Here is an 18,305-nt window from a genome sequence, read left to right as displayed (position 1 = left end):
ACAATCCCCGCTCGGGTGCTTGCGCGTAAATCAAGGAGTTGCTTGCAGCGCAAGCTAAGCAGCGACCGTCTGACGAGCCAGGGCGAAGTCGTACCGGTCCAGCACCAACTGCGCGACCTCGACGTCGTCACCCAACGGCCGCGCCACCACAGCATCCCCAGCCAGCGAAGCGACCTTGTCCGGCAACAACCCCGGCGCCAGGAACCACGACGCCACGGCGATCCGCGACGCACCACGAGCCTTCAACCGCTCGATCGCCTCAGGCACGCTAGGCGACGCGATCGACGCGAACGCAGCCTCCACTCCGGCCCACCCAGACTCCCGAGCCCACCGCCGAGCCACGCGCGCCACGGCCTCGTTGGCCGGACCGTGCGAGGACCCGGCGCCGGCCAGCACCACACCCAAAGACCGGTCCCCGAAGGAGACCCCGGCTTCGGACAGCCGCCGCAACGCAGCCGACTCCAGCCGCGGATCCGGCCCCAGCACGTCCGTCACCACAGCGGGCACGCGGGACTCGGCCACGGCGGCGGGAACGTCGACGCGGGCGTGATAAGCCTTGCCCAGCAACAAAGGTACGACCACGGCGGGTCCGCGCAGCACGTCGTTCAACCGCGGCGCGCACAGGTCCAGGAAGCAGCCGCGGACGTCCAACTCGGGCCGCAGCGAGCGCACCACATCGAGCAAAGCGTGAATCGACGCGGCGGAACGGGGATCGCGGCTGCCGTGGGCGACGGCGACAAGAGGAATCACAGCGCCCCCGTCAGTCCGCGGGCCCGCAGCACAGCGCGTTCCAGAGGCCGGAACAGCAGCAGTTCGATCCCGATGCCCACCAGCAGGATCAGGAAGATCGCGGCGATCACCATGTTGATGTCGTTCAGCGACGAGCCGTTGTGCAGGTACTGCCCGAGGCCGACGCCGAGCTGGGGCGATGTCGCGATGATCTCCGCGGCCATTAGCGAGCGCCACGAGAACGCCCAGCCCTGCTTGAGACCCGCCAGGTAACCGGGCAGGGCGGCGGGAAGCAGGATGTGGCGGGCCGAAGCGAGCCGGCCGGCGCCCAGGGCGCGTCCCACGCGCGGGAGGAGCGGCGGGATCTGGTCGATGCCCGCCACCAGGCCGTTCGCGATCGACGGGACCGATCCCATCAGCACCACGAAGTAGATCGTGGACGGCGTCACGCCGAACCACAGGATCGCCGCCGGGACCCAGGCCACCGAGGGAAGTGACTGCAGGCCGGTCAGCAACGACCCGATCGCCGCGCGCACCACCCGCACCTTGGCGATCAGCAGACCCAGCGGTGTCGCGATCACGACGGCCGCCAGGAACCCGAGCACCGCGCGGTGCAGCGAGGTCCACAGGATGCCGAACGCCTCGCCGGTGGAGATCGAGCGGACCAGCTCGTCCCACACGTTGATGGGAGCGGGGAGCTGGAACTCGGGCAGCACAGCCGAAGCCCACAACGCCTGCCACACGCCCAGGAGCAGGGCGAAGGCGATGATGGGTGGCACGCCCGTCTTCAGGAAGCGGCGCCAGACCGGCGGCCGGTGTGCCTCTACCGGCACATCGAGCGCGTCGAGGCCGGCGCCGACCTTGTCGAGCGTGTCAGGAGGCGTGGCCACTGATGACCTCTCGCAGATGGGTGTTGATCTCGTCGAGGACCTCGGTCGAGGAGTCCGTGACGTCCCACTCGCGCACGACGCGGCCGGGACGTGAGGACAGGAGCACGACGCGCTGGCCGAGGCGGACGGCCTCGCGCACGTCGTGCGTCACGAAGATGATCGCGGTGTTCGTGGTCTCCCAGACGCGCAGCAGTTCGCTCTGCAGCACGTCCCGCGTGATGGCGTCGAGGGCCGCGAACGGCTCGTCCATCAGCAGCAGGGCGGGAGCGCCGTCCGGTGAGACGGTGGTGGACGCCAGTGCGCGGGCCAGGGCCACGCGCTGACGCATACCGCCGGAGAGCTCGTGCGGGCGCTTGTCCGCGACGTCGCCCAGCCGCACCAGTTCCAGCAGGTCCAGCGCGCGGCGCTTGCGCGCCAGCCGGCCGACACCGGCGAAGCGCAGTGCCAGTTCGACGTTGCGCGCGGCGGTGAGCCACGGCATCAGCGCGGGCTCCTGGAACATCACGGCGGGGCGTGAGGTGTTGAGCTGCAGCTCACCGGACGTCGCGGCGTCGAGGCCCGCGACGATGTTGAGCAGCGTGCTCTTGCCGCAGCCGGACGCGCCGAGGAGACACACGAACTCGCCGGGCTTGACCCGCAGGTCGACCCCGTCGAGCGCTACCACGGCCGAGTTGCCGTGGCCGAACACCTTCCGGACCCCGGACAGTTCAACGGCAGTATCCACAGTGGACGGAACAGTGGTCTCGAGCGTGGCGGTCATGGTCGTGTGCCTTCCCTCGGCGTCGAAGACTTACTTCTGGTCCAGTCCGGCTGCTTGCACCTGCGGCTTGCCCTGTGCCTGGAGAACCTTGTTCAGCAACGTGAAGTCGGCGTACCCGGCGACGTTCGGGGCCTCCTTGGCCACGCCCGCCGTCACGGCGTCCTTCGCGAGCTGCGGGAAGTGCTTGGCCTGCGCGTCGGTCGTGAGCTCGATGTTGTCCCACGCGGCGTCGAGGACCTTGTCGCCGAGCTTCTTGGACGTGAGCTTCTCCAGCGCGGCGTTCACGGACTTCTTGGCCTCGTCCTTGTTCGCCTTCGCCCAGTCGATCGCGGCGACGTGAGCCTTCAGCACGGCCTCGACCGTCTCCGGGTGCTCCTGCAGGAACTTCGTCCGCACGATGACCACGGTGGTCGGGAACGCCCCGCCGTCCCACAGCGTCTTCTCGTCCAGCAGCACCTTCGCGCCCGCCTCGGCGACGATGCGCGCCGACCACGGCTGCGGCGACCAGGTCGCCTGGATGTCGCCCTTCTTGAACAGGTCGAGCGAAGCCGCGTTCTCCACGTTCTGCACGGTCACCTGGCCGGTGAGGTTCTTCTCCGCCAGGTACTTCTTCAGCGCCACGTCCTGCGTGTTGCCGAGCTGCGGAGTCGCGATGGTCTTGCCCTTGAGGTCCTCGATCGAGTTGATCTCGGGCTTGACCACGAGCTGCGCGCCACCCGAGGTGGCACCGGCGATGAGCTTCACGGCCTCGCCCTTGGACTTCGCGTAGGCGTTGATCGCCGGGCCGGAGCCGATGTACGCGATGTCGAGCGACTCGCCCAGCAGGGCGTTGACCTCGTCGGGGCCCGCGTTGAACGTCTGCGTCGTCAGCTTGGTGCCGCCGAGCTCCTTCGCGAACAGACCCTGCTCGACGCCGATCAGCGCGGCGGCGTGGGTGACGTTCGGGAAGTACCCGAGGCGGACCTCGGCGGCGGCACCCTTGGACTCGGCGGCAGGGGTGTCGGTGGAACCGGCGCGGCTGCAACCGGACAGGGCTGTCAGTGCGATCAGTGCGACGGCGATGGCGGGCTTGAGGTTCACGGGGAAATGGCCTTTCAGGGACCGGGGGAGACGAGGGCGTGGGTGTCGGGGGTAGCGGCGCTACCCCCGGTACAGCTCTCCACGCCGTCCTCAAGCAGCGGCAGCGGAGCCCCGACCAGTCCGGCGGCGAGCGTGGAACCGTCGCTCGCGTCGATCACCAGGAAGGACCCGGTGCGCCGGCTGAAGCTGTAGTCGTCCAGCGGAACGGGCTCCGCGAGTCGCAGAGCCACTCGGCCGATCTCGTTGAGCTCCAGCGACGCAGGGCTGTCCACACTGGACAGGTTCTGCTCGTCGAAGCGGTCGCGCAGCTCGGTGACCATCGCCTGCACGGTGCGCGTGCCGTGCTTGACGAGGACTCGGGCGCCGGGCCGCAGCGGCTTCTCCGCGAGCCAGCAGAGCGTGGCGTCCAGCTCGTCGGTGACCGTGGGCTCGTTGCCCGCCACCGAGATCAGGTCGCCGCGCGAGATGTCGATGTCGTCGGCCAGCAGCAGCGTGACGGACTGGCCGGCCGCCGCCTCGGTCAGTTCGCCGTCCGCCGTGTCGATCTTCGTGACCGTCGAGCGGCGGCCCGACGGCAGCACGACGATCTCGTCGCCCGGCTTGATCGTGCCGGCCGCGATCAGACCGGCGTAACCCCGGTAGTCGAGGTGCTCGGCCGTGCGCGGGCGGATCACGTACTGCACCGGGAAGCGGAAAGCGGCGTCGTGCGGGTCGGGCTCGACCGGCACGGTCTCCAGGTGCTCCAGCAGGGTCGGGCCGGAGTACCAGGGCGTGTTCGCGGACTTGTCCACGACGTTGTCGCCCGCCAGCGCGGACACCGGGATCTGGACGACCGCGTCCTCGGTGTAGCCCAGGGCCGTGGCGTGCGCCGTGAACTCCTTGGCGATGCGGAAGAACGTCACCTCGTCGTAGTCCACGAGGTCGATCTTGTTGACCGCCAGGACGAGCCGCGGCACGCCCAGCAGCGCGAGAACCGCCGCGTGGCGCCGGGTCTGCTCGATGACGCCCTTGCGCGCGTCGACGAGCAGGACCGCGAGCTGCGCGGTGGAGGCGCCGGTGACGGTGTTGCGGGTGTACTGGACGTGCCCGGGGGTGTCCGCGAGCACGAACGACCGCTTGGGCGTCGCGAAGTAGCGGTACGCCACGTCGATCGTGATGCCCTGCTCGCGTTCCGACCGCAGGCCGTCGACGAGCAGTGACAGGTCCGGCGTCGCGAGACCGCGGTCGGCGCTGGCGCGGTGCACCGCGTCGAGCGTGTCGGCGAGCACGGACTTGGTGTCGTACAACAGCCTGCCGACCAGCGTGGACTTGCCGTCGTCCACGCTGCCCGCCGTGGCCAGCCTCAACAGGTCGCTCATTTAGAAGTAACCCTCCCGCTTGCGGTCTTCCATGGCGGCCTCGGACAGCCGGTCGTCGGCCCGCGTGGCGCCGCGCTCGGTCAGTCGTGACGCGGCGACCTCGGCGATCACCGCGTGGATGTCGGCGGCGTCGGACTCGACGGCGCCCGTGCAGGAGCCGTCGCCGACCGTGCGGTAACGAACCGTCTTGCGCAGCAACGTCTCACCGTCGCGCGCCGTGCCCCACGGGCCTTCGGCGAGCCACATGCCGTCGCGCAGGAACACGTCGCGCTGGTGCGAGTAGTAGATGTCGGGCAGCTCGATGCCCTCGCGCTCGATGTAGTTCCAGACGTCGAGCTCGGTCCAGTTCGACAGCGGGAACACGCGGACGTGCTCACCGGCGCGGTGCCGGCCGTTGTAGAGGTTCCACAGCTCCGGGCGCTGGCGCTTCGGGTCCCACTGGCCGAACGCCGTGCGCAGGCTGAAGATCCGCTCCTTGGCGCGGGCCCGTTCCTCGTCCCGGCGCCCGCCGCCGAAGACCGCGTCGAACTTGTGCTGCGTGATGGAGTCCAGCAGCGGCACGGTCTGCAGCGGGTTGCGCGTGCCGTCCGGGCGCTCCTCCAGGCGGCCGTCGTCGATCCAGTCCTGGACCTTCGCGACCTCCAGGCGCAGGCCGTGCTGCGCGACGACGCGGTCGCGGAACTCGATGACCTCGTCGAAGTTGTGCCCGGTGTCGACGTGCAGCAACGGGAACGGCACCGGCGCCGGGTAGAACGCCTTGATCGCGAGGTGCAGCAGCAGCGTCGAGTCCTTGCCGCCGGAGAAGAGGATCACCGGCCGGTCGAACTCGCCCGCGACCTCGCGGAAGATGTGGATCGCCTCGGATTCGAGGCGTCCCAGGGTGTCCAGAACTGTGCTGGCCCCATTCTTGGAGTTCATCCGTGCAACCCACATTCCGTCTTCGACTGGCCGGCCCACCGGCCGCTGCGCGCGTCCTGTCCCGGCAACGGCTTGGCGGTGCACGGCAGGCAGCCGATGGAGGGATAACCCTCCTGCACCAACAGGTTCTCGAGGACGCCCTTCTCGCGGATGTAGGCGTTGAACTCGTCGTCGCTCCACGGCGCGATCGGGTTGATCTTCACCAGGCCGTTGCGGTCGTCCCACTGCACGATCGGTGTGTTCGCCCTGGTCGGGGCGTCCACCCGCCGGACGCCGGTGACCCACGCGTCGTACTTCGCAAGCTCGCGGCGCAGCGGGATCACCTTCCGCAGGTTGCAGCACTGGGCCGGTTCCGACTGGTACAGCAGGCCGAACTCCGCCTCCTGGTCCGCGACGGACTGCTCGGCGGCGGCGTTGACGACGCGCACCTCCGGGTAGACGACCCCGACGGCGTCACGCACGCCGATGGTCTCCGGGAAGTGGTAGCCCGTCTCCAGGAACAGCACGTCGAAGTTCGGCTTCACCTTGGCGGCGAGGTCGATCAGCACGGCGTCCTGCATGTTCGAGGCGACGATGTAGTTGTCACCGAACGTCCGCGCGACCCACTCGAGCGCCTCCTCGGGGCTCGCGTCCCTCAGCTCCTGCTCGGCCGCGTCGGCGACGATCTTGAGGTCTTCCTTGAGATCGCTCACTTCTTCACCTCCTGCGGCAGGTTGAGCCCGACGAACGAGACCTTGAAGACGCGGCGGCACCCGGTGCACAGCCACGCGTAGCTGGGTTCCTCCTGCGGCCGGAGGTCCTCGTCACCGCAGTAGGGGCAGTAGAACGGCGTCGCCCTCTCGGTCATCGCAGCGAACCCTCTTCCGCCCGGCCGACCCACTGCGCGAACCGCTCGTCGGTCTCGCGCTGGGCGACGAAGTTCCGCACGACCCGCTCGACGTACTCGGGCAGTTCGGCCGCGGTCACCTTGTGGCCGCGCAACTTCCGGCCGAACCCGGCGTCGAGGCCGAGACCGCCGCCGAGGTGCACCTGGAAGCCCTCGACCTGGTTGCCCGACTCGTCCGTGACGATCTGGCCCTTGAGGCCGATGTCCGCGGTCTGGATGCGGGCGCAGGAGTTGGGGCAGCCGTTGATGTGCACGGTGATCGGCGCCGTGACGCCGTCGACGATGTCCTTGAGGTTGGCTTCGAGCTGCGTGACGAGGTCGACCGCACGCGCCTTGGTCTCGACGATCGCGAGCTTGCAGAACTCGATGCCGGTGCAGGCCATGATGCCCCGGCGCCACGGCGACGGGTCGACCTGCAGGCCCAGCTTGGCGAGGTCGCTCTTGAGCGTCGGGATCTCGGCTTCGGGCACGTCCAGCACGATGATCTTCTGCTGCGGCGTGAAGCGGACGCGGCCGGAGCCCGCCCGTTCGGCGAACTTCGCGACCTCGACGAGGATCGAGCCCGACACGCGGCCCGCGACGGGCGCGGCACCGACGTAGAACAGGCCGTCCTTCTGCTTGTGCACGCCGATGTGGTCGAGCTGCTGGTCCAGGGTCTCCGGCGCCGGGCCGTCGATCATCTTGCGCTTGAGGTACTCGTCCTCGACGACCTGGCGGAACTTCTCCGGACCCCAGTCGGCGACGAGGAACTTGATGCGCGCGCGGTGGCGCAGGCGGCGGTAGCCGTAGTCGCGGAAGACGCTGATGACGGCTTCCCACACGTCCGGCACCTCGTCGAGCGGCACCCAGGCGCCCAGGCGCTTGCCCAGCATGGGGTTCGTGGACAGGCCGCCACCGACCCAGAGGTCGAAGCCCGGCCCGTGCTCGGGGTGGTTCACGCCGACGAACGCGATGTCGTGGATCTCGTGCGCGACGTCCTGCAGACCGGAGATGGCCGTCTTGAACTTGCGCGGCAGGTTGGAGAAGCGCGGGTCGCCGATGTAGCGCTCGAGGATCGTGTCGATCGCCGGCTGCCCGTCGATGACCTCGTCCACGGAGATGCCCGCGACCGGCGAGCCGAGGATGACGCGCGGGCTGTCGCCACACGCCTCCATCGTCGTCAGGTTCACCGCTTCGAGCTTCTGCCAGATCGTGGGAACGTCCTCGACCCGGATCCAGTGGTACTGGATGTTCTGCCGATCGGTGATGTCCGCGGTGTCGCGCGCATAGGTCTGCGAGATCTCGCCGAGGACCCTCAGCTGCTGCGTGGTGAGCGCACCGCCGTCACTGCGGACGCGCATCATGAAGAACTCGTCGTCCAGCTCCTCCGGCTCCAGCGTGGCCGTGCGGCCGCCGTCGATGCCGGGCTTGCGCTGCGTGTACAGGCCGTACCAGCGGAACCGTCCCCGCAGGTCGGCAGGGTCGATCGAGTCGAAACCGCCGTGGGCGTAGATGTTCTCGATGCGGGCGCGGACGTTGAGCGGGTTGTCGTCCTTCTTGCTCCGCTCGTTGGGGTTCAGCGGCTCTCGGTATCCGAGTGCCCACTGCCCCTCGCCGCGACGCTGCTTGGCACGCGGTGACGTCTGCGGCGTGGCCATCGCCATCCTCCGGGGTTTCGAGGCGCTCAGTGCGCGTGCGAGCCCGGAGGTGCTTGTGGTGGGGGCGTCGTCAGCGCGCCGAGCGCTGACGGGAACAAATCAGCGCGCGGTCATGCCGAACGACGGCACATCGCGCTGGAGACACGACGGAAGTCGACGTGGCGGCGGGCCACGAGGCGGACTCCAGTCGAATGCATGACCTCAGTGTGCATGCCGTCCAGTGCGTGGTCCACCGCCAACCGAATGCTGGGATTGACGAGGGTGAGTTGACATCCTAGGCTGGTTTCACTCCGTAATACTTCTGTCACCGACAGATACTTTCCCTGGTCGAACACCGCCATTCGGGCCGTGTAGGGGACACTGGGAGTCATGCCCTCCGCTTTGCCCGATGGCGAGCCCGCGCCCGCCGACGGTTCGCTTCCCCCTTCCGCTCTCGCCGGTGTCGGCACGCGCCCCTTCGGCATCTACGTGCACGTGCCGTTCTGCGCGACCCGTTGCGGCTACTGCGACTTCAACACCTACACGCCCGGTGAGCTGGGCTCCTCGGCGTCACCGGAGTCGTGGCTGGAGGGCCTGCGCCGCGAACTGGACCTGGCCGCTTCTGTTCTCGGGGACGCTCCGCCGGCCGAAACCGTGTTCGTCGGCGGCGGTACGCCTTCCTTGCTGGGTGCGTCGGGTCTCGGCGAGGTGCTGGACGTTGTGCGCCAGTCGTTCGGCCTGGCCCCCGGCGCCGAGGTGACGACGGAGTCGAACCCCGAGTCGACGTCCGTCGAGTTCTTCTCCGGCATTCGCTCGGCCGGCTACACGCGCGTGTCGCTGGGCATGCAGTCCGCGGCCCGGCACGTTCTCGCCGTGCTGGACCGCAAGCACACGCCAGGCCGTCCGGGTGAGGCCGCGCTGGAGGCCCGCGCGGCCGGGTTCGAACATGTGAACCTGGACCTGATTTATGGCACACCGGGGGAGCGGCCCTCGGATCTGGCCGCGTCTCTCGACGCCGTGCTGGCCGCGGGCGTCGACCACGTGTCCGCCTACGCGTTGATCGTGGAGGACGGCACGGGCCTGGCCCGCCGCATCCGCCGCGGCGACCTGCCCATGCCCGACGACGACGTGCTGGCGTCGTCGTACGAGATGGTCGACTCGGTGCTGAGCGGCGCCGGCTTCTCCTGGTACGAGGTGTCGAACTGGGCGACGTCCGTGGAAGCGCAGTGCCGGCACAACGTCCTGTACTGGAAGGGCGCCGACTGGTGGGGCTTCGGCCCCGGTGCCCACAGCCACGTCGGCGGCGTGCGCTTCTGGAACGTGAAGCACCCGGCGCGCTACTCGTCTCTGCTGGCCGAGGGCAAGTCGCCCGCCGCAGGCCGCGAGACGTTGTCGGCCGAGGACCAGCGCGTCGAACGGGTGCTGCTGGAACTGCGCCTCGCCGAAGGGCTGCCCGTCGACGTGCTGGACGAGGCCGGCCGTGAGGAGGCCGAGCAGGCGATCGCCGACGGGTTGCTGGAGCCGTACGACGACCGCTGCGTGCTGACCGACCGCGGCCGGCTGCTCGCCGACGCCGTGGTCAGGCGGCTGCTTCCCTGATCAGCGGGCGCGCAGGTCGTGCTGACTGCGCACCTCGGTGACCTTCTGGCCTTCTTTGTCGTACGTCACGGTGCCCCACCAGAGCCCGTCCTCCCTGCGGGTCTCCTCCCAGACGACCGAGCCCTTCCACCACTCGTCGGCGCTGAGCACCAGGCATGGTTTGCCGGGTGGCCGCAGCCACACCACGTTGTCCACGTTTGGACCCTAGCGAGCGGCACCGACAGAAACCGGAGCCCGGATCGAGCACGACTTCAGAGCCGCCACCGGGCACGAATCCGGCTGGGTAAACTCGGGAGCAGTGGACACGGAGGTGAACAGCGGTGAACGCCGATGAGCGTCGGTTCGAGGTGCTACGCGCCATCGTCGCCGACTACGTGTCCAACCAGGAGCCCGTCGGCTCGAAGGCCCTGGTCGACAGGCACAACCTGGGTGTGTCGAGCGCGACCGTGCGCAACGACATGGCCGCGCTGGAGGACGAGGGTTACATCGCCCAGCCGCACACCAGCGCGGGACGCGTGCCGACGGACAAGGGCTACCGGCTCTTCGTCGACAAGCTGAGTGAGATCAAGCCGCTCTCGCAGGCCGAGAAGCGGGCCATCCGCAGCTTCCTCGACGGCGCGATCGACCTCGACGACGTGATGCGCCGCAGCGTGCGGTTGCTCGCGCAGCTGACCCGCCAGGTGGCGGTGATCCAGGTGCCGACGCTGTCGCGCGCGGCCGTGCGTCACCTGGAGGTGCTGCCGATCACGCCGTCGCGGCTGATGCTGGTGCTCATCACCGACACCGGCCGCGTCGACCAGCGCATCGTCGAGCTCGGGGACGTGATCAGCGAGGAGCACACGGCCCAGTTGCGCGGTGTGCTGAACCAGGCGATGGCGGGGCAGCGGCTGGCCGAGGCGAGTGCCAAGGTCGCCGAGCTGCCCGACGAGGTTCCGCCGAACCTGCGCGATCCGATGCTGCGAGTCGCTACTGTGCTCATCGAGACGCTGGTGGAGCACCCCGAGGAACGGCTGGTGCTCGGCGGTACCGCGAACCTCACGCGCAGCATCACCGACTTCCCGGGCTCGCTGCGGCAGGTGCTGGAGGCGTTGGAGGAGCAGGTCGTCGTGCTCAAGCTGCTCGCCGCCTCCCGCGACCCCGGTCGCGTGCTGGTGCGCATCGGCGAGGAGAACGAGGCCGCTGAGATGCGCAGCACTTCCGTGGTGTCCATCGGCTACGGCAGCCGTGACAACCCGCTCGGGGGTCTCGGTGTCGTCGGACCGACGCGCATGGACTACCCCGGGACCATGGCCGCCGTCCGTGCGGTCGCCAACTATGTCGGTGAGATCCTGACCGGTCGTTGACCAGAAACGTCTTGCACTTGAGATGAACACGAAAGCGAACAAGGTGGCCAGGGATTACTACGGCATCCTCGGTGTCTCGCAGAACGCGACACAGGATGAGATCAAGCGCGCCTATCGCAAGCTCGCGAGGCAGCTGCACCCGGACGTCAATCCCAACGAGGAGGCCCGCTTCAAGGAGGTGACGGCCGCCTACGAGGTGTTGTCGAACCCGGAGAAGCGCCGCGTCGTCGACCTGGGAGGCGACCCGCTCGACTCGGGCGGCGGTGGCCGCGCGGGCGGTGACCCGTTCCAGGGCTTCGGCCTCGGCGACATCATGGACGCCTTCTTCGGCGCCACGCCCGGCGGTGGCCGGGGGCCTCGCAGCCGCGTGCAGCCCGGCTCCGACGCGCTCATCCGGCTCGACATGACGCTGGAGGAGTGCGCGGCGGGCGCCACGCGTGAGCTGACCGTCGACACGGCGATCCTGTGCGACCGCTGCCACGGAGCGGGCACGCAGAACAATTCCAAGCCCGTCCAGTGCGACACCTGCCACGGCCGCGGCGAGGTCCAGTCGGTGCAGCGCTCGTTCCTCGGCCAGGTCGTCACGTCACGCCCGTGCCCGGTGTGCCGCGGCTACGGCGAGGTCATCCCCGACCCGTGCCAGCAGTGCGCCGGTGACGGCCGCACGCGGTCGCGCCGCACGATCTCGGTGAACATCCCCGCCGGTGTCGCCGAGGGCATGCGCGTGCGCCTCGCGGGCCAGGGCGAGGTCGGCCCCGGCGGTGGCCCGGCCGGCGACCTCTACGTCGAGGTCGAGGAGCACCCGCACGAGATCTTCGAACGCGACGGCGCCGACCTGCACTGCATCGTCCAGATCCCGATGACGACGGCCGCCCTGGGCGCCACGTTGCCGTTGAAGACCCTGGACGGCGAGGAAGAACTGCAGATCGACCCCGGCACGCAGCCCGGTACGCAGCTCGTCATGACGGGCCGCGGCATGCCGAAGCTGCGGTCCACCGGCCGTGTCGATGGTCGCGGCGACCTGCACGTGCACCTCGAGGTGGTCGTGCCGACCAAGCTCGACGCCGCGCAGTCGTCGTTGCTGCGCGACCTGGCCGAGATGCGCGGCGAGAGCGAGCCGTCGCTGTCCCACAACGGCAAGGGCGGCGGCGGGCTGTTCTCCCGCCTGCGCTCCTCACGCGGACACCGGTGACCCTGCCGGTCTTCCTCGTCGAGGCGTTGCCCTCCGGCGAGGAGTTCGTGCTCGACGGGCCGGAAGGCCGGCACGCCGCCACCGTGAAGCGGTTGCGCGCGGGTGAGGAACTCGTGCTGTCGGACGGTTCCGGTGCCCAGGTGCGCTGCTCCGTGGTGGCGGTGGAGAAGGACGCTCTGGCGTTGCGCGTGGTCGAACGCTGGGTGGAGCCCGAACCGGCACCGCGCGTCGTCCTGGCCCAGGCCCTGGTGAAGGGCGATCGTGGCGAGCTCGCGGTCGAGCTCGCCACCGAGGCCGGCGTGGACGGTGTGGTGCCGTGGCGCGCGGCCCGGTGCGTGGCGAAGTGGGAAGACGGCCCGCGCGGCGCGAAGGCGTTGGGACGCTGGCGATCCACGGTCCGTGAAGCCGCCAAGCAGGCCCGTCGCGCGCGAGTGCCGTTCGTCGACGAACCCGTGAGCACGAACCAGCTTTCTCATCGCGTGTCGTCGTCGGCGCTCACTCTCGTGTTGCACGAGAGCGCGACCGAACGGCTCGCGGACGTCGAGCTGCCCGAGTCCGGTGACGTGCTGCTCGTCGTGGGTCCCGAGGGTGGGATCACGCCCGAGGAGCTGGACGCGTTGCGATCTTCGGGTGCGCGGATCGTCCGATTGGGTCCAACCGTTCTTCGTGCATCTACCGCCGCCGCGGTTGCTCTTGGTGCCATTGGGGTACGTACTACTAGGTGGTGACCCCGATCACTTCGAGATGAACATCGGATGGATTGGCTTGACGCAAGTTGTAGCGAACCGCAGGCGGTTGGGGTTACCCTTGTTCGCAGTGGGGCCGATTGGTCTATCCGGAAACGGAGTAGACGATTAGCCCTTCTGACCAAAAGACTCGCCGGACACCTCCCCCCTCGGTCCGGCGTCGGCGCCTCGCGGCGAAGCGACCCCCAGGCTTCGGACCGCGAGGCGCCCCTTTTGGTTTTCAGGTGCCTTTGAATCCCGCCCCTGGCCTGCGGGTTCGTCACCCACTATCGAACCGGCGCGCTTCTCGGCGAATTCTTGGCGTTCACGTAAGTTCTGCGTGTGCAGCGAATTGCTTACGGTGACCACCCCAGTCAGTTCGGCGAGCTTCACGTTCCCGAGACCGCGACTCAGGGTGCCGTTGTCGTCATTCACGGTGGTTTCTGGCACCAGCGCTACGGGCTCGAACTCGGCCGCCCTCTCGCGGACGTGCTCGTCGCGGAAGGATTTGTCGTTTGGAACGTCGAATACCGCCGGGTGAGCGGCGGCGGTGGGTGGCCGCAGACCGGTGAGGACGTGCTCGCCGCCATCGACGCGGTCGACATCGGGCCCGTCGTGACGCTCGGGCACAGCGCCGGAGGTCACCTCGCCGTGTGGGCGGCCAAGCACAGCGCGCGCGTGGCCGGAGCGGTCGCCCAGGCGGCGGTGCTGGACTTCACGAAGCACATCACGCCGCGGGCGCTGGAACTGTGCACCGAGGAGCAGTTCGCGGAGGCCTCCCCGGCGGCGCTGATCCCCATCGGTAAGCCGGTGGTGTGCGTGCACGGTGACCAGGACGAGGACGTTCCGGTCGAGCAGTCGATCGAGTTCTGCGCCGCCGAGCCGCAGGCGGAACTCGTCGTGGTGCGGGGAGCCGGCCACATGGACGTGATCACGCCGGGCACCGAGTCGTGGGAGAGGTGCCGCGCGGCTGTCGTTCGGCTCACGCGCGACTGCTAGAAAGGGCCGGTGCCGAAGGTTGTCGACCACGAGGAACGCCGCCGCGAGCTCGCCGAGGCAGTGTGGCGCATCGTCCAGCGGGACGGGATAGACCACGCCTCCGTGCGCGCCGTCGCCGCCGAGTCCGGCTGGTCGAGCGGGTCGGTGCGCCACTACTTCCCGACGCAGGACGCGTTGCTGGGGTTCGCGATGGAGCTCGCGTACCGGCGGTTCATCGCCCGGCTGGAGAAGATCGACACCTCGGCCGGCAACCGGGAGGTGCTGCGGTCCTTCGCACACGCGATGCTGGCCGTGGACGACGACCGCCGGGTCGAGGCCGCGGTGCTGCTGTCGTTCCTGCCGCGGGCCATGGTCGAGCCGTCGCTGCACGAGCTGGAACGCGTCGGCACGCGCGAGCTGTACGGCGAGATCGCGCGTGTTCTCGTTGCGGCGCAAGAAGCAGGTGAGCTGAGCGACGGCGTCGTGCCGATGAAGGCCGCGCGGCGGTTCATCGTGCTGATCGACGGCCTCAACATCCACCACGGGCTCGGCCCCGACGAGCTCACGGTCGCCGACATGGTCGAGGCCGTCGACGAGCAGCTGGGCCGGCTCTTCGCTTAGCTTGGGGCATGTCCTGTTTGTTCTGCCGGATCGTCGCCGGTGAGGTTCCCGCGACGATCGTGCACGAGACCAAGACGACGCTCGCGTTCCGCGACATCCAGCCCAAGGCGCCCGTGCACGTGCTGCTCATCCCGCGCGAGCACGTGCCGAACGCCGTCGACCTGAACGGCGACCAGCTCGGCGACCTCTTCGCCGCCGCGAAGGAGGTCGCCGACGCCGAGGGCGTGGCCGAGTCGGGCTACCGGCTGCTCTTCAACACCGGCCCGGACAGCGGACAGGAGGTCTTCCACGCCCACCTGCACCTGCTGGGCGGCAGGCGGCTCTAGCCGACGGCCTGCAGCAGGGGCGCGCGGTAGCGGGTGCGGTCGCCCGGCAGGTGCCCGGCGCCGCGAACCATCCAGGTGGCCTCACCCCACGACTCCAGGCCGTTCTCACGCACGAACGCGATGACCTCGGGGTCGTGCACGTCGACGCGCACGCTGGGATCCCCGGCGGCGCAGTCGGCGATGAGGGCGCACGCGTCGGCGGGGGAGTCCGCGATGACCGGGCCGATCAGCTTGCGGGCCTCGCGCACCTGCCACGTGCCCGCGACGCCGTGCTCGGAGATCCGGACCGTGCCCATCCTGAGCAGCGACTCCCACAGGTACGGCCGGGTGAGGCCGGTGACCTTGGTGTCGAGCGCGACGAGGTCGTCGAGGTCGGCGGGCGTCGCGAGATGCGACACGCCGGCTGCCGGTCCGGTGAAGGTGCCTGCGTGGATGTCGGTGAAGCCGACGGCGTGGAAGCCCAGCTGCTCGTAGAGCGGGCGGCCCATCGGCGTCGCGAACAACGTCGAGACACCCGTGTCCAGCACATGGGACACCATCCGGCGTGCGTGGCCCTGACGCGCGGCGCGTTCGGCGACCAGCACCATGCTGACCGATGCCAGCTCCGGATAGCGCGTCACGATCGTCGTGCCGACCAGACCGTGCTCGTCGAACAGTCCCCAGCCCTCGCCGTGCGTGAGCAGGAACTCCCACTTGCTCTCCTCGCGCGGCCACGACCGGCTCTCGGCCAGGTCAGAGCACGCGGGGATGTCGTCCAACGTCAGTCGTCGCAGTTCCACAGTTCCCCAGTCATCCCAGCGCGAGCGACGCGGGCGCGAAGTACCGCGTACGGTCGCCGCCGACGTCATCGACGCCGTGCACCATCAACGCGCAGCCGCCGCGCACCTCGTAGCCCTTGCTCGACAGGAACGACGCCACCTCCGGGTCGCTCACGTCCACACGGGACGGCCCGGCGTCGGCAGCCACGTCAGCGATGATCCCGCATGCCGCCGTCACGTTCGGGGCTACCAACGGACCGATGACCAACGTCTCATCCGTGCGCCGCGTGCAGACGAAACCGTCGTCCGCGATGTAAGTCGTGTACAGCGATGACGGACCGAACACGTGCGCCCAGAACGCCTCTCGCGTGAACCCGCTCGCCGCCCGGTCCAGCTCCACCACCGCGGGCAGGTCACCTGACGTCGCCGGCCGCGTCACGCCGGCCGCCGCACCGGCGATCTCGCCGTGGTACGCCAGCGCACGCCCGACCGAGTGAAAGCCGAGCCGCTCGTACAGCGGCTCACCCATCGCGGTCGCGTACAGCACCGACGGGCCCGTATCCAATACATGGGATATCAACGCGCCCGCAATGCCCCTGCGCCCGGCCCACGAACCGACCAGCACGCCGCTGACCGCCTGCACCTCGGGATACGGCGTGACCAGAGTCGTGCCGAGCAACCCGGTCTCGTCGAAGGCGCCGAAGCCCGGACCGAGGGCCAGCAGCATCTCCCACTGCGCGGGCGTCCAACTCCAACCCCGGTCCGTCACGAGCTTCATGCACTCGGGTACGTCCTCGACACCAAGCCTGCGAATCTCCACAGCTCCCGAGCACACACGGTGAGCAAAGCGGTAGCCACCCATTTTCGGCCGGACTAGCATCGACGGCACCAGATCCGAGCGACAGGAAGCAGGCCGGGGCCACGTGGCCGAAGAAAACCAGCAGAGCAACAAGGAAGGTCAGTCCCGGTTCGCCGTGCCGGAAGGTGCGGTGCTCACGCTGCTCGGGTCGCGCGACGAGAACCTCCGGCTGGCGGAGGAACTGCTCGACGCCGACGTGCACGTGCGGGGGAACGAGATCACCTTGTCCGGCGACCCCGCCGACGTGGCCTTCGCCGAACGCGTCTTCTCCGAGCTCATCACCCTCGCGGGCCGTGGCCAGGCCATCGACCAGAACGCCGTCCGCCGCATCATCGCGATGCTCAGCGCGAACGACGTCGAGTCGCCCGCCGAGGTCCTGAGCCTCGACATCGTCAGCCGCCGCGGCCGCACCATCAGGCCGAAGACGCTGAACCAGAAGCACTACGTCGACGCGATCGACAAGAACACGATCGTGTTCGGCATCGGCCCCGCCGGCACCGGCAAGACGTATCTCGCCATGGCCAAGGCCGTGCAGGCGCTGCAGGCCAAGCAGGTCAACCGGATCATCCTCACCCGCCCGGCCGTCGAGGCCGGCGAGCGCCTGGGCTACCTGCCGGGCACGCTCTACGAGAAGATCGACCCGTACCTGCGCCCGCTCTACGACGCGCTGCACGACATGGTCGACCCGGAGTCGATCCCGCGCCTCACGCAGGCGGGCACGATCGAGGTCGCACCCCTCGCATACATGCGGGGAAGGACGCTTAACGACGCGTTCATCATCCTCGACGAGGCGCAGAACACCACGCCCGAGCAGATGAAGATGTTCCTCACCCGCCTCGGCTTCGGCTCCAAGGTGGTCGTCACGGGTGACGTCACCCAGGTCGACCTCCCCGGCGGCCAGCGCAGCGGCCTGCGGGTCGTGAGGGACATCCTCGAAGGCGTCGACGACGTGCACTTCTCGATGCTGACCAGCCAGGACGTGGTGCGCCACCGCCTGGTCGGCGACATCGTCGACGCGTACGACAAGTGGCAGGTCCAGCAGGACCTCGTCGACCAGAACGGGCAGCACCACGGACCCGGTGCACGCCGGGGGAACCAGCGGCGAGGACGATAGGCGCCGTGAGCATCGAGATCGCCAACGAGTCGGGTGTCGGAGTCGACGAGGGTTCCATCGTCTCCGCCGCCCGCTTCGCGCTGGACCGCATGGGCGTGAGCCCGCTGGCCGAGTTGTCCGTCCTGCTCGTGGAGCTGGACGTGATGGCCGACCTGCACGAGCGCTGGATGGACCTGCCGGGTCCGACGGACGTCATGGCCTTCCCCATGGACGAGCTGGACTCCGCGCGCCGTCCCGACGCCGCGGGCCTCGGTCCCGCGCTGCTCGGGGACATCGTGCTGTGCCCCGCGTTCGCCAAGGACCAGGCCAAGAAGGCGGGCCACGGCCTGCTGGACGAACTGCACCTGCTGACCGTGCACGGTGTGCTGCACCTGCTCGGCTACGACCACGCCGAGCCCGCCGAGGAACGTGAGATGTTCACGTTGCAGAACCGCATCCTCGGCGACTTCCGCACCGCCCGGGACGAGGCCGAACGGGTCGCGCACCAGCGCAGCACCGACGACAAGGTGCTCGGCGCGGTCGGCCTGGACGAGAAGAACGAAGAAGCCTGACG

At 69.2% G+C, this 18,305-nt stretch carries 21 protein-coding genes; 9 read left to right on the top strand and 12 right to left on the bottom strand.

The genetic code is table 11. From position 1 onward, the window contains the following. Positions 1–54 precede the first annotated feature (54 nt). The 9 genes from LX88_RS28895 to LX88_RS28855 are packed head-to-tail and all read right to left on the bottom strand — an operon-like array spanning position 55 to position 8,258. Positions 55–750, bottom strand: coding sequence for a sirohydrochlorin chelatase (locus tag LX88_RS28895; RefSeq protein WP_258950905.1), 696 nt, complete (start codon positions 748–750; stop codon positions 55–57). Beyond that, the gene (locus LX88_RS28890; protein ID WP_258950904.1) at positions 747–1,619 is read right to left on the bottom strand and encodes an ABC transporter permease; all 873 of its coding nucleotides are present in this window, start codon (positions 1,617–1,619) and stop codon (positions 747–749) included. Before LX88_RS28890 ends, LX88_RS28895 begins: the two co-directional genes overlap by 4 nt. Then, positions 1,603–2,379, bottom strand: a complete 777-nt coding sequence (locus LX88_RS28885) for an ABC transporter ATP-binding protein (RefSeq protein ID WP_258950903.1) — start codon at positions 2,377–2,379, stop codon at positions 1,603–1,605. Before LX88_RS28885 ends, LX88_RS28890 begins: the two co-directional genes overlap by 17 nt. A gap of 30 nt (positions 2,380–2,409) precedes the next feature. Next, on the bottom strand, positions 2,410–3,459 hold the full coding sequence (locus LX88_RS28880; RefSeq protein WP_258950902.1) for an ABC transporter substrate-binding protein: 1,050 nt from the start codon (positions 3,457–3,459) through the stop codon (positions 2,410–2,412). A gap of 14 nt (positions 3,460–3,473) precedes the next feature. Then, positions 3,474–4,817, bottom strand: a complete 1,344-nt coding sequence (locus LX88_RS28875; RefSeq protein ID WP_258950901.1) for a sulfate adenylyltransferase subunit 1 — start codon at positions 4,815–4,817, stop codon at positions 3,474–3,476. Continuing rightward, positions 4,818–5,735: a sulfate adenylyltransferase subunit CysD gene (gene cysD / locus LX88_RS28870; RefSeq protein WP_258950900.1), complete on the bottom strand. Its 918-nt coding sequence runs from the start codon at positions 5,733–5,735 to the stop codon at positions 4,818–4,820. Then, on the bottom strand, positions 5,732–6,427 hold the full coding sequence (locus LX88_RS28865; RefSeq protein WP_258950899.1) for a phosphoadenylyl-sulfate reductase: 696 nt from the start codon (positions 6,425–6,427) through the stop codon (positions 5,732–5,734). The genes cysD and LX88_RS28865 overlap by 4 nt, the downstream gene beginning before the upstream one ends. Beyond that, positions 6,424–6,582: an Insertion element protein gene (locus LX88_RS28860; protein WP_090006108.1), complete on the bottom strand. Its 159-nt coding sequence runs from the start codon at positions 6,580–6,582 to the stop codon at positions 6,424–6,426. The genes LX88_RS28865 and LX88_RS28860 overlap by 4 nt, the downstream gene beginning before the upstream one ends. Beyond that, entirely contained in the window at positions 6,579–8,258 is a 1,680-nt protein-coding gene (locus tag LX88_RS28855) for a nitrite/sulfite reductase (protein WP_258950898.1), read from the bottom strand. Before LX88_RS28855 ends, LX88_RS28860 begins: the two co-directional genes overlap by 4 nt. Positions 8,259–8,627: 369 nt before the next feature. On the opposite strand from LX88_RS28855, the gene hemW reads away from it, so the two are divergent. After that, on the top strand, positions 8,628–9,836 hold the full coding sequence (gene hemW / locus LX88_RS28850) for a radical SAM family heme chaperone HemW (RefSeq protein WP_258950897.1): 1,209 nt from the start codon (positions 8,628–8,630) through the stop codon (positions 9,834–9,836). Here hemW and LX88_RS28845 read toward each other — a convergent pair whose 3' ends face one another. Continuing rightward, positions 9,837–10,031 carry a hypothetical protein gene (locus LX88_RS28845; protein WP_258950896.1) on the bottom strand — a complete coding sequence of 65 codons (195 nt, stop codon included), beginning with the start codon at positions 10,029–10,031 and terminating at the stop codon, positions 9,837–9,839. 125 nt (positions 10,032–10,156) lie between these two features. Here LX88_RS28845 and hrcA point away from each other — a divergent pair, with 125 nt between their 5' ends. From hrcA to LX88_RS28815, 6 genes are all read left to right on the top strand, one after another. After that, a complete protein-coding gene (hrcA, locus tag LX88_RS28840; RefSeq protein WP_090070623.1) occupies positions 10,157–11,179 on the top strand; it encodes a heat-inducible transcriptional repressor HrcA in 1,023 nt (340 codons plus the stop codon). A 43-nt stretch (positions 11,180–11,222) separates the two neighbouring features. Then, the gene (gene dnaJ / locus LX88_RS28835) at positions 11,223–12,371 is read left to right on the top strand and encodes a molecular chaperone DnaJ (protein ID WP_258950948.1); all 1,149 of its coding nucleotides are present in this window, start codon (positions 11,223–11,225) and stop codon (positions 12,369–12,371) included. Beyond that, the gene (locus LX88_RS28830) at positions 12,368–13,099 is read left to right on the top strand and encodes a 16S rRNA (uracil(1498)-N(3))-methyltransferase (protein ID WP_258950895.1); all 732 of its coding nucleotides are present in this window, start codon (positions 12,368–12,370) and stop codon (positions 13,097–13,099) included. The genes dnaJ and LX88_RS28830 overlap by 4 nt, the downstream gene beginning before the upstream one ends. 339 nt (positions 13,100–13,438) lie before the next feature. Next, complete coding sequence (locus tag LX88_RS28825) at positions 13,439–14,095, top strand: alpha/beta hydrolase family protein (protein ID WP_258950894.1); 657 nt, start codon at positions 13,439–13,441, stop codon at positions 14,093–14,095. Between the two features lie 9 nt (positions 14,096–14,104). After that, positions 14,105–14,695 (top strand): TetR/AcrR family transcriptional regulator, encoded by a 591-nt coding sequence (locus tag LX88_RS28820; protein ID WP_258950893.1) that lies wholly within the window; start codon positions 14,105–14,107, stop codon positions 14,693–14,695. Between the two features lie 8 nt (positions 14,696–14,703). Continuing rightward, complete coding sequence (locus LX88_RS28815; RefSeq protein ID WP_258950892.1) at positions 14,704–15,021, top strand: histidine triad nucleotide-binding protein; 318 nt, start codon at positions 14,704–14,706, stop codon at positions 15,019–15,021. Here LX88_RS28815 and LX88_RS28810 read toward each other — a convergent pair. Both LX88_RS28810 and LX88_RS28805 read right to left on the bottom strand, forming a co-directional pair. Then, positions 15,018–15,800: a GNAT family N-acetyltransferase gene (locus tag LX88_RS28810; protein WP_258950891.1), complete on the bottom strand. Its 783-nt coding sequence runs from the start codon at positions 15,798–15,800 to the stop codon at positions 15,018–15,020. The two genes, LX88_RS28815 and LX88_RS28810, sit on opposite strands and share 4 nt — an antisense overlap. Before the next feature lie 10 nt (positions 15,801–15,810). Continuing rightward, complete coding sequence (locus LX88_RS28805) at positions 15,811–16,557, bottom strand: GNAT family N-acetyltransferase (RefSeq protein ID WP_258950890.1); 747 nt, start codon at positions 16,555–16,557, stop codon at positions 15,811–15,813. A gap of 145 nt (positions 16,558–16,702) precedes the next feature. Here LX88_RS28805 and LX88_RS28800 point away from each other — a divergent pair, with 145 nt between their 5' ends. After that, on the top strand, positions 16,703–17,752 hold the full coding sequence (locus LX88_RS28800) for a PhoH family protein (protein WP_258950889.1): 1,050 nt from the start codon (positions 16,703–16,705) through the stop codon (positions 17,750–17,752). A 5-nt stretch (positions 17,753–17,757) separates the two neighbouring features. Further along, entirely contained in the window at positions 17,758–18,303 is a 546-nt protein-coding gene (ybeY, locus tag LX88_RS28795; RefSeq protein ID WP_258950888.1) for an rRNA maturation RNase YbeY, read from the top strand. Positions 18,304–18,305: the final 2 nt, after the last annotated feature.

Origin of the sequence: Lentzea californiensis (assembly GCF_024648825.1) — a bacterium.
Lineage (GTDB): Bacteria > Actinomycetota > Actinomycetes > Mycobacteriales > Pseudonocardiaceae > Lentzea > Lentzea californiensis.
This window is presented reverse-complemented; position numbering and strand designations above follow the sequence as displayed.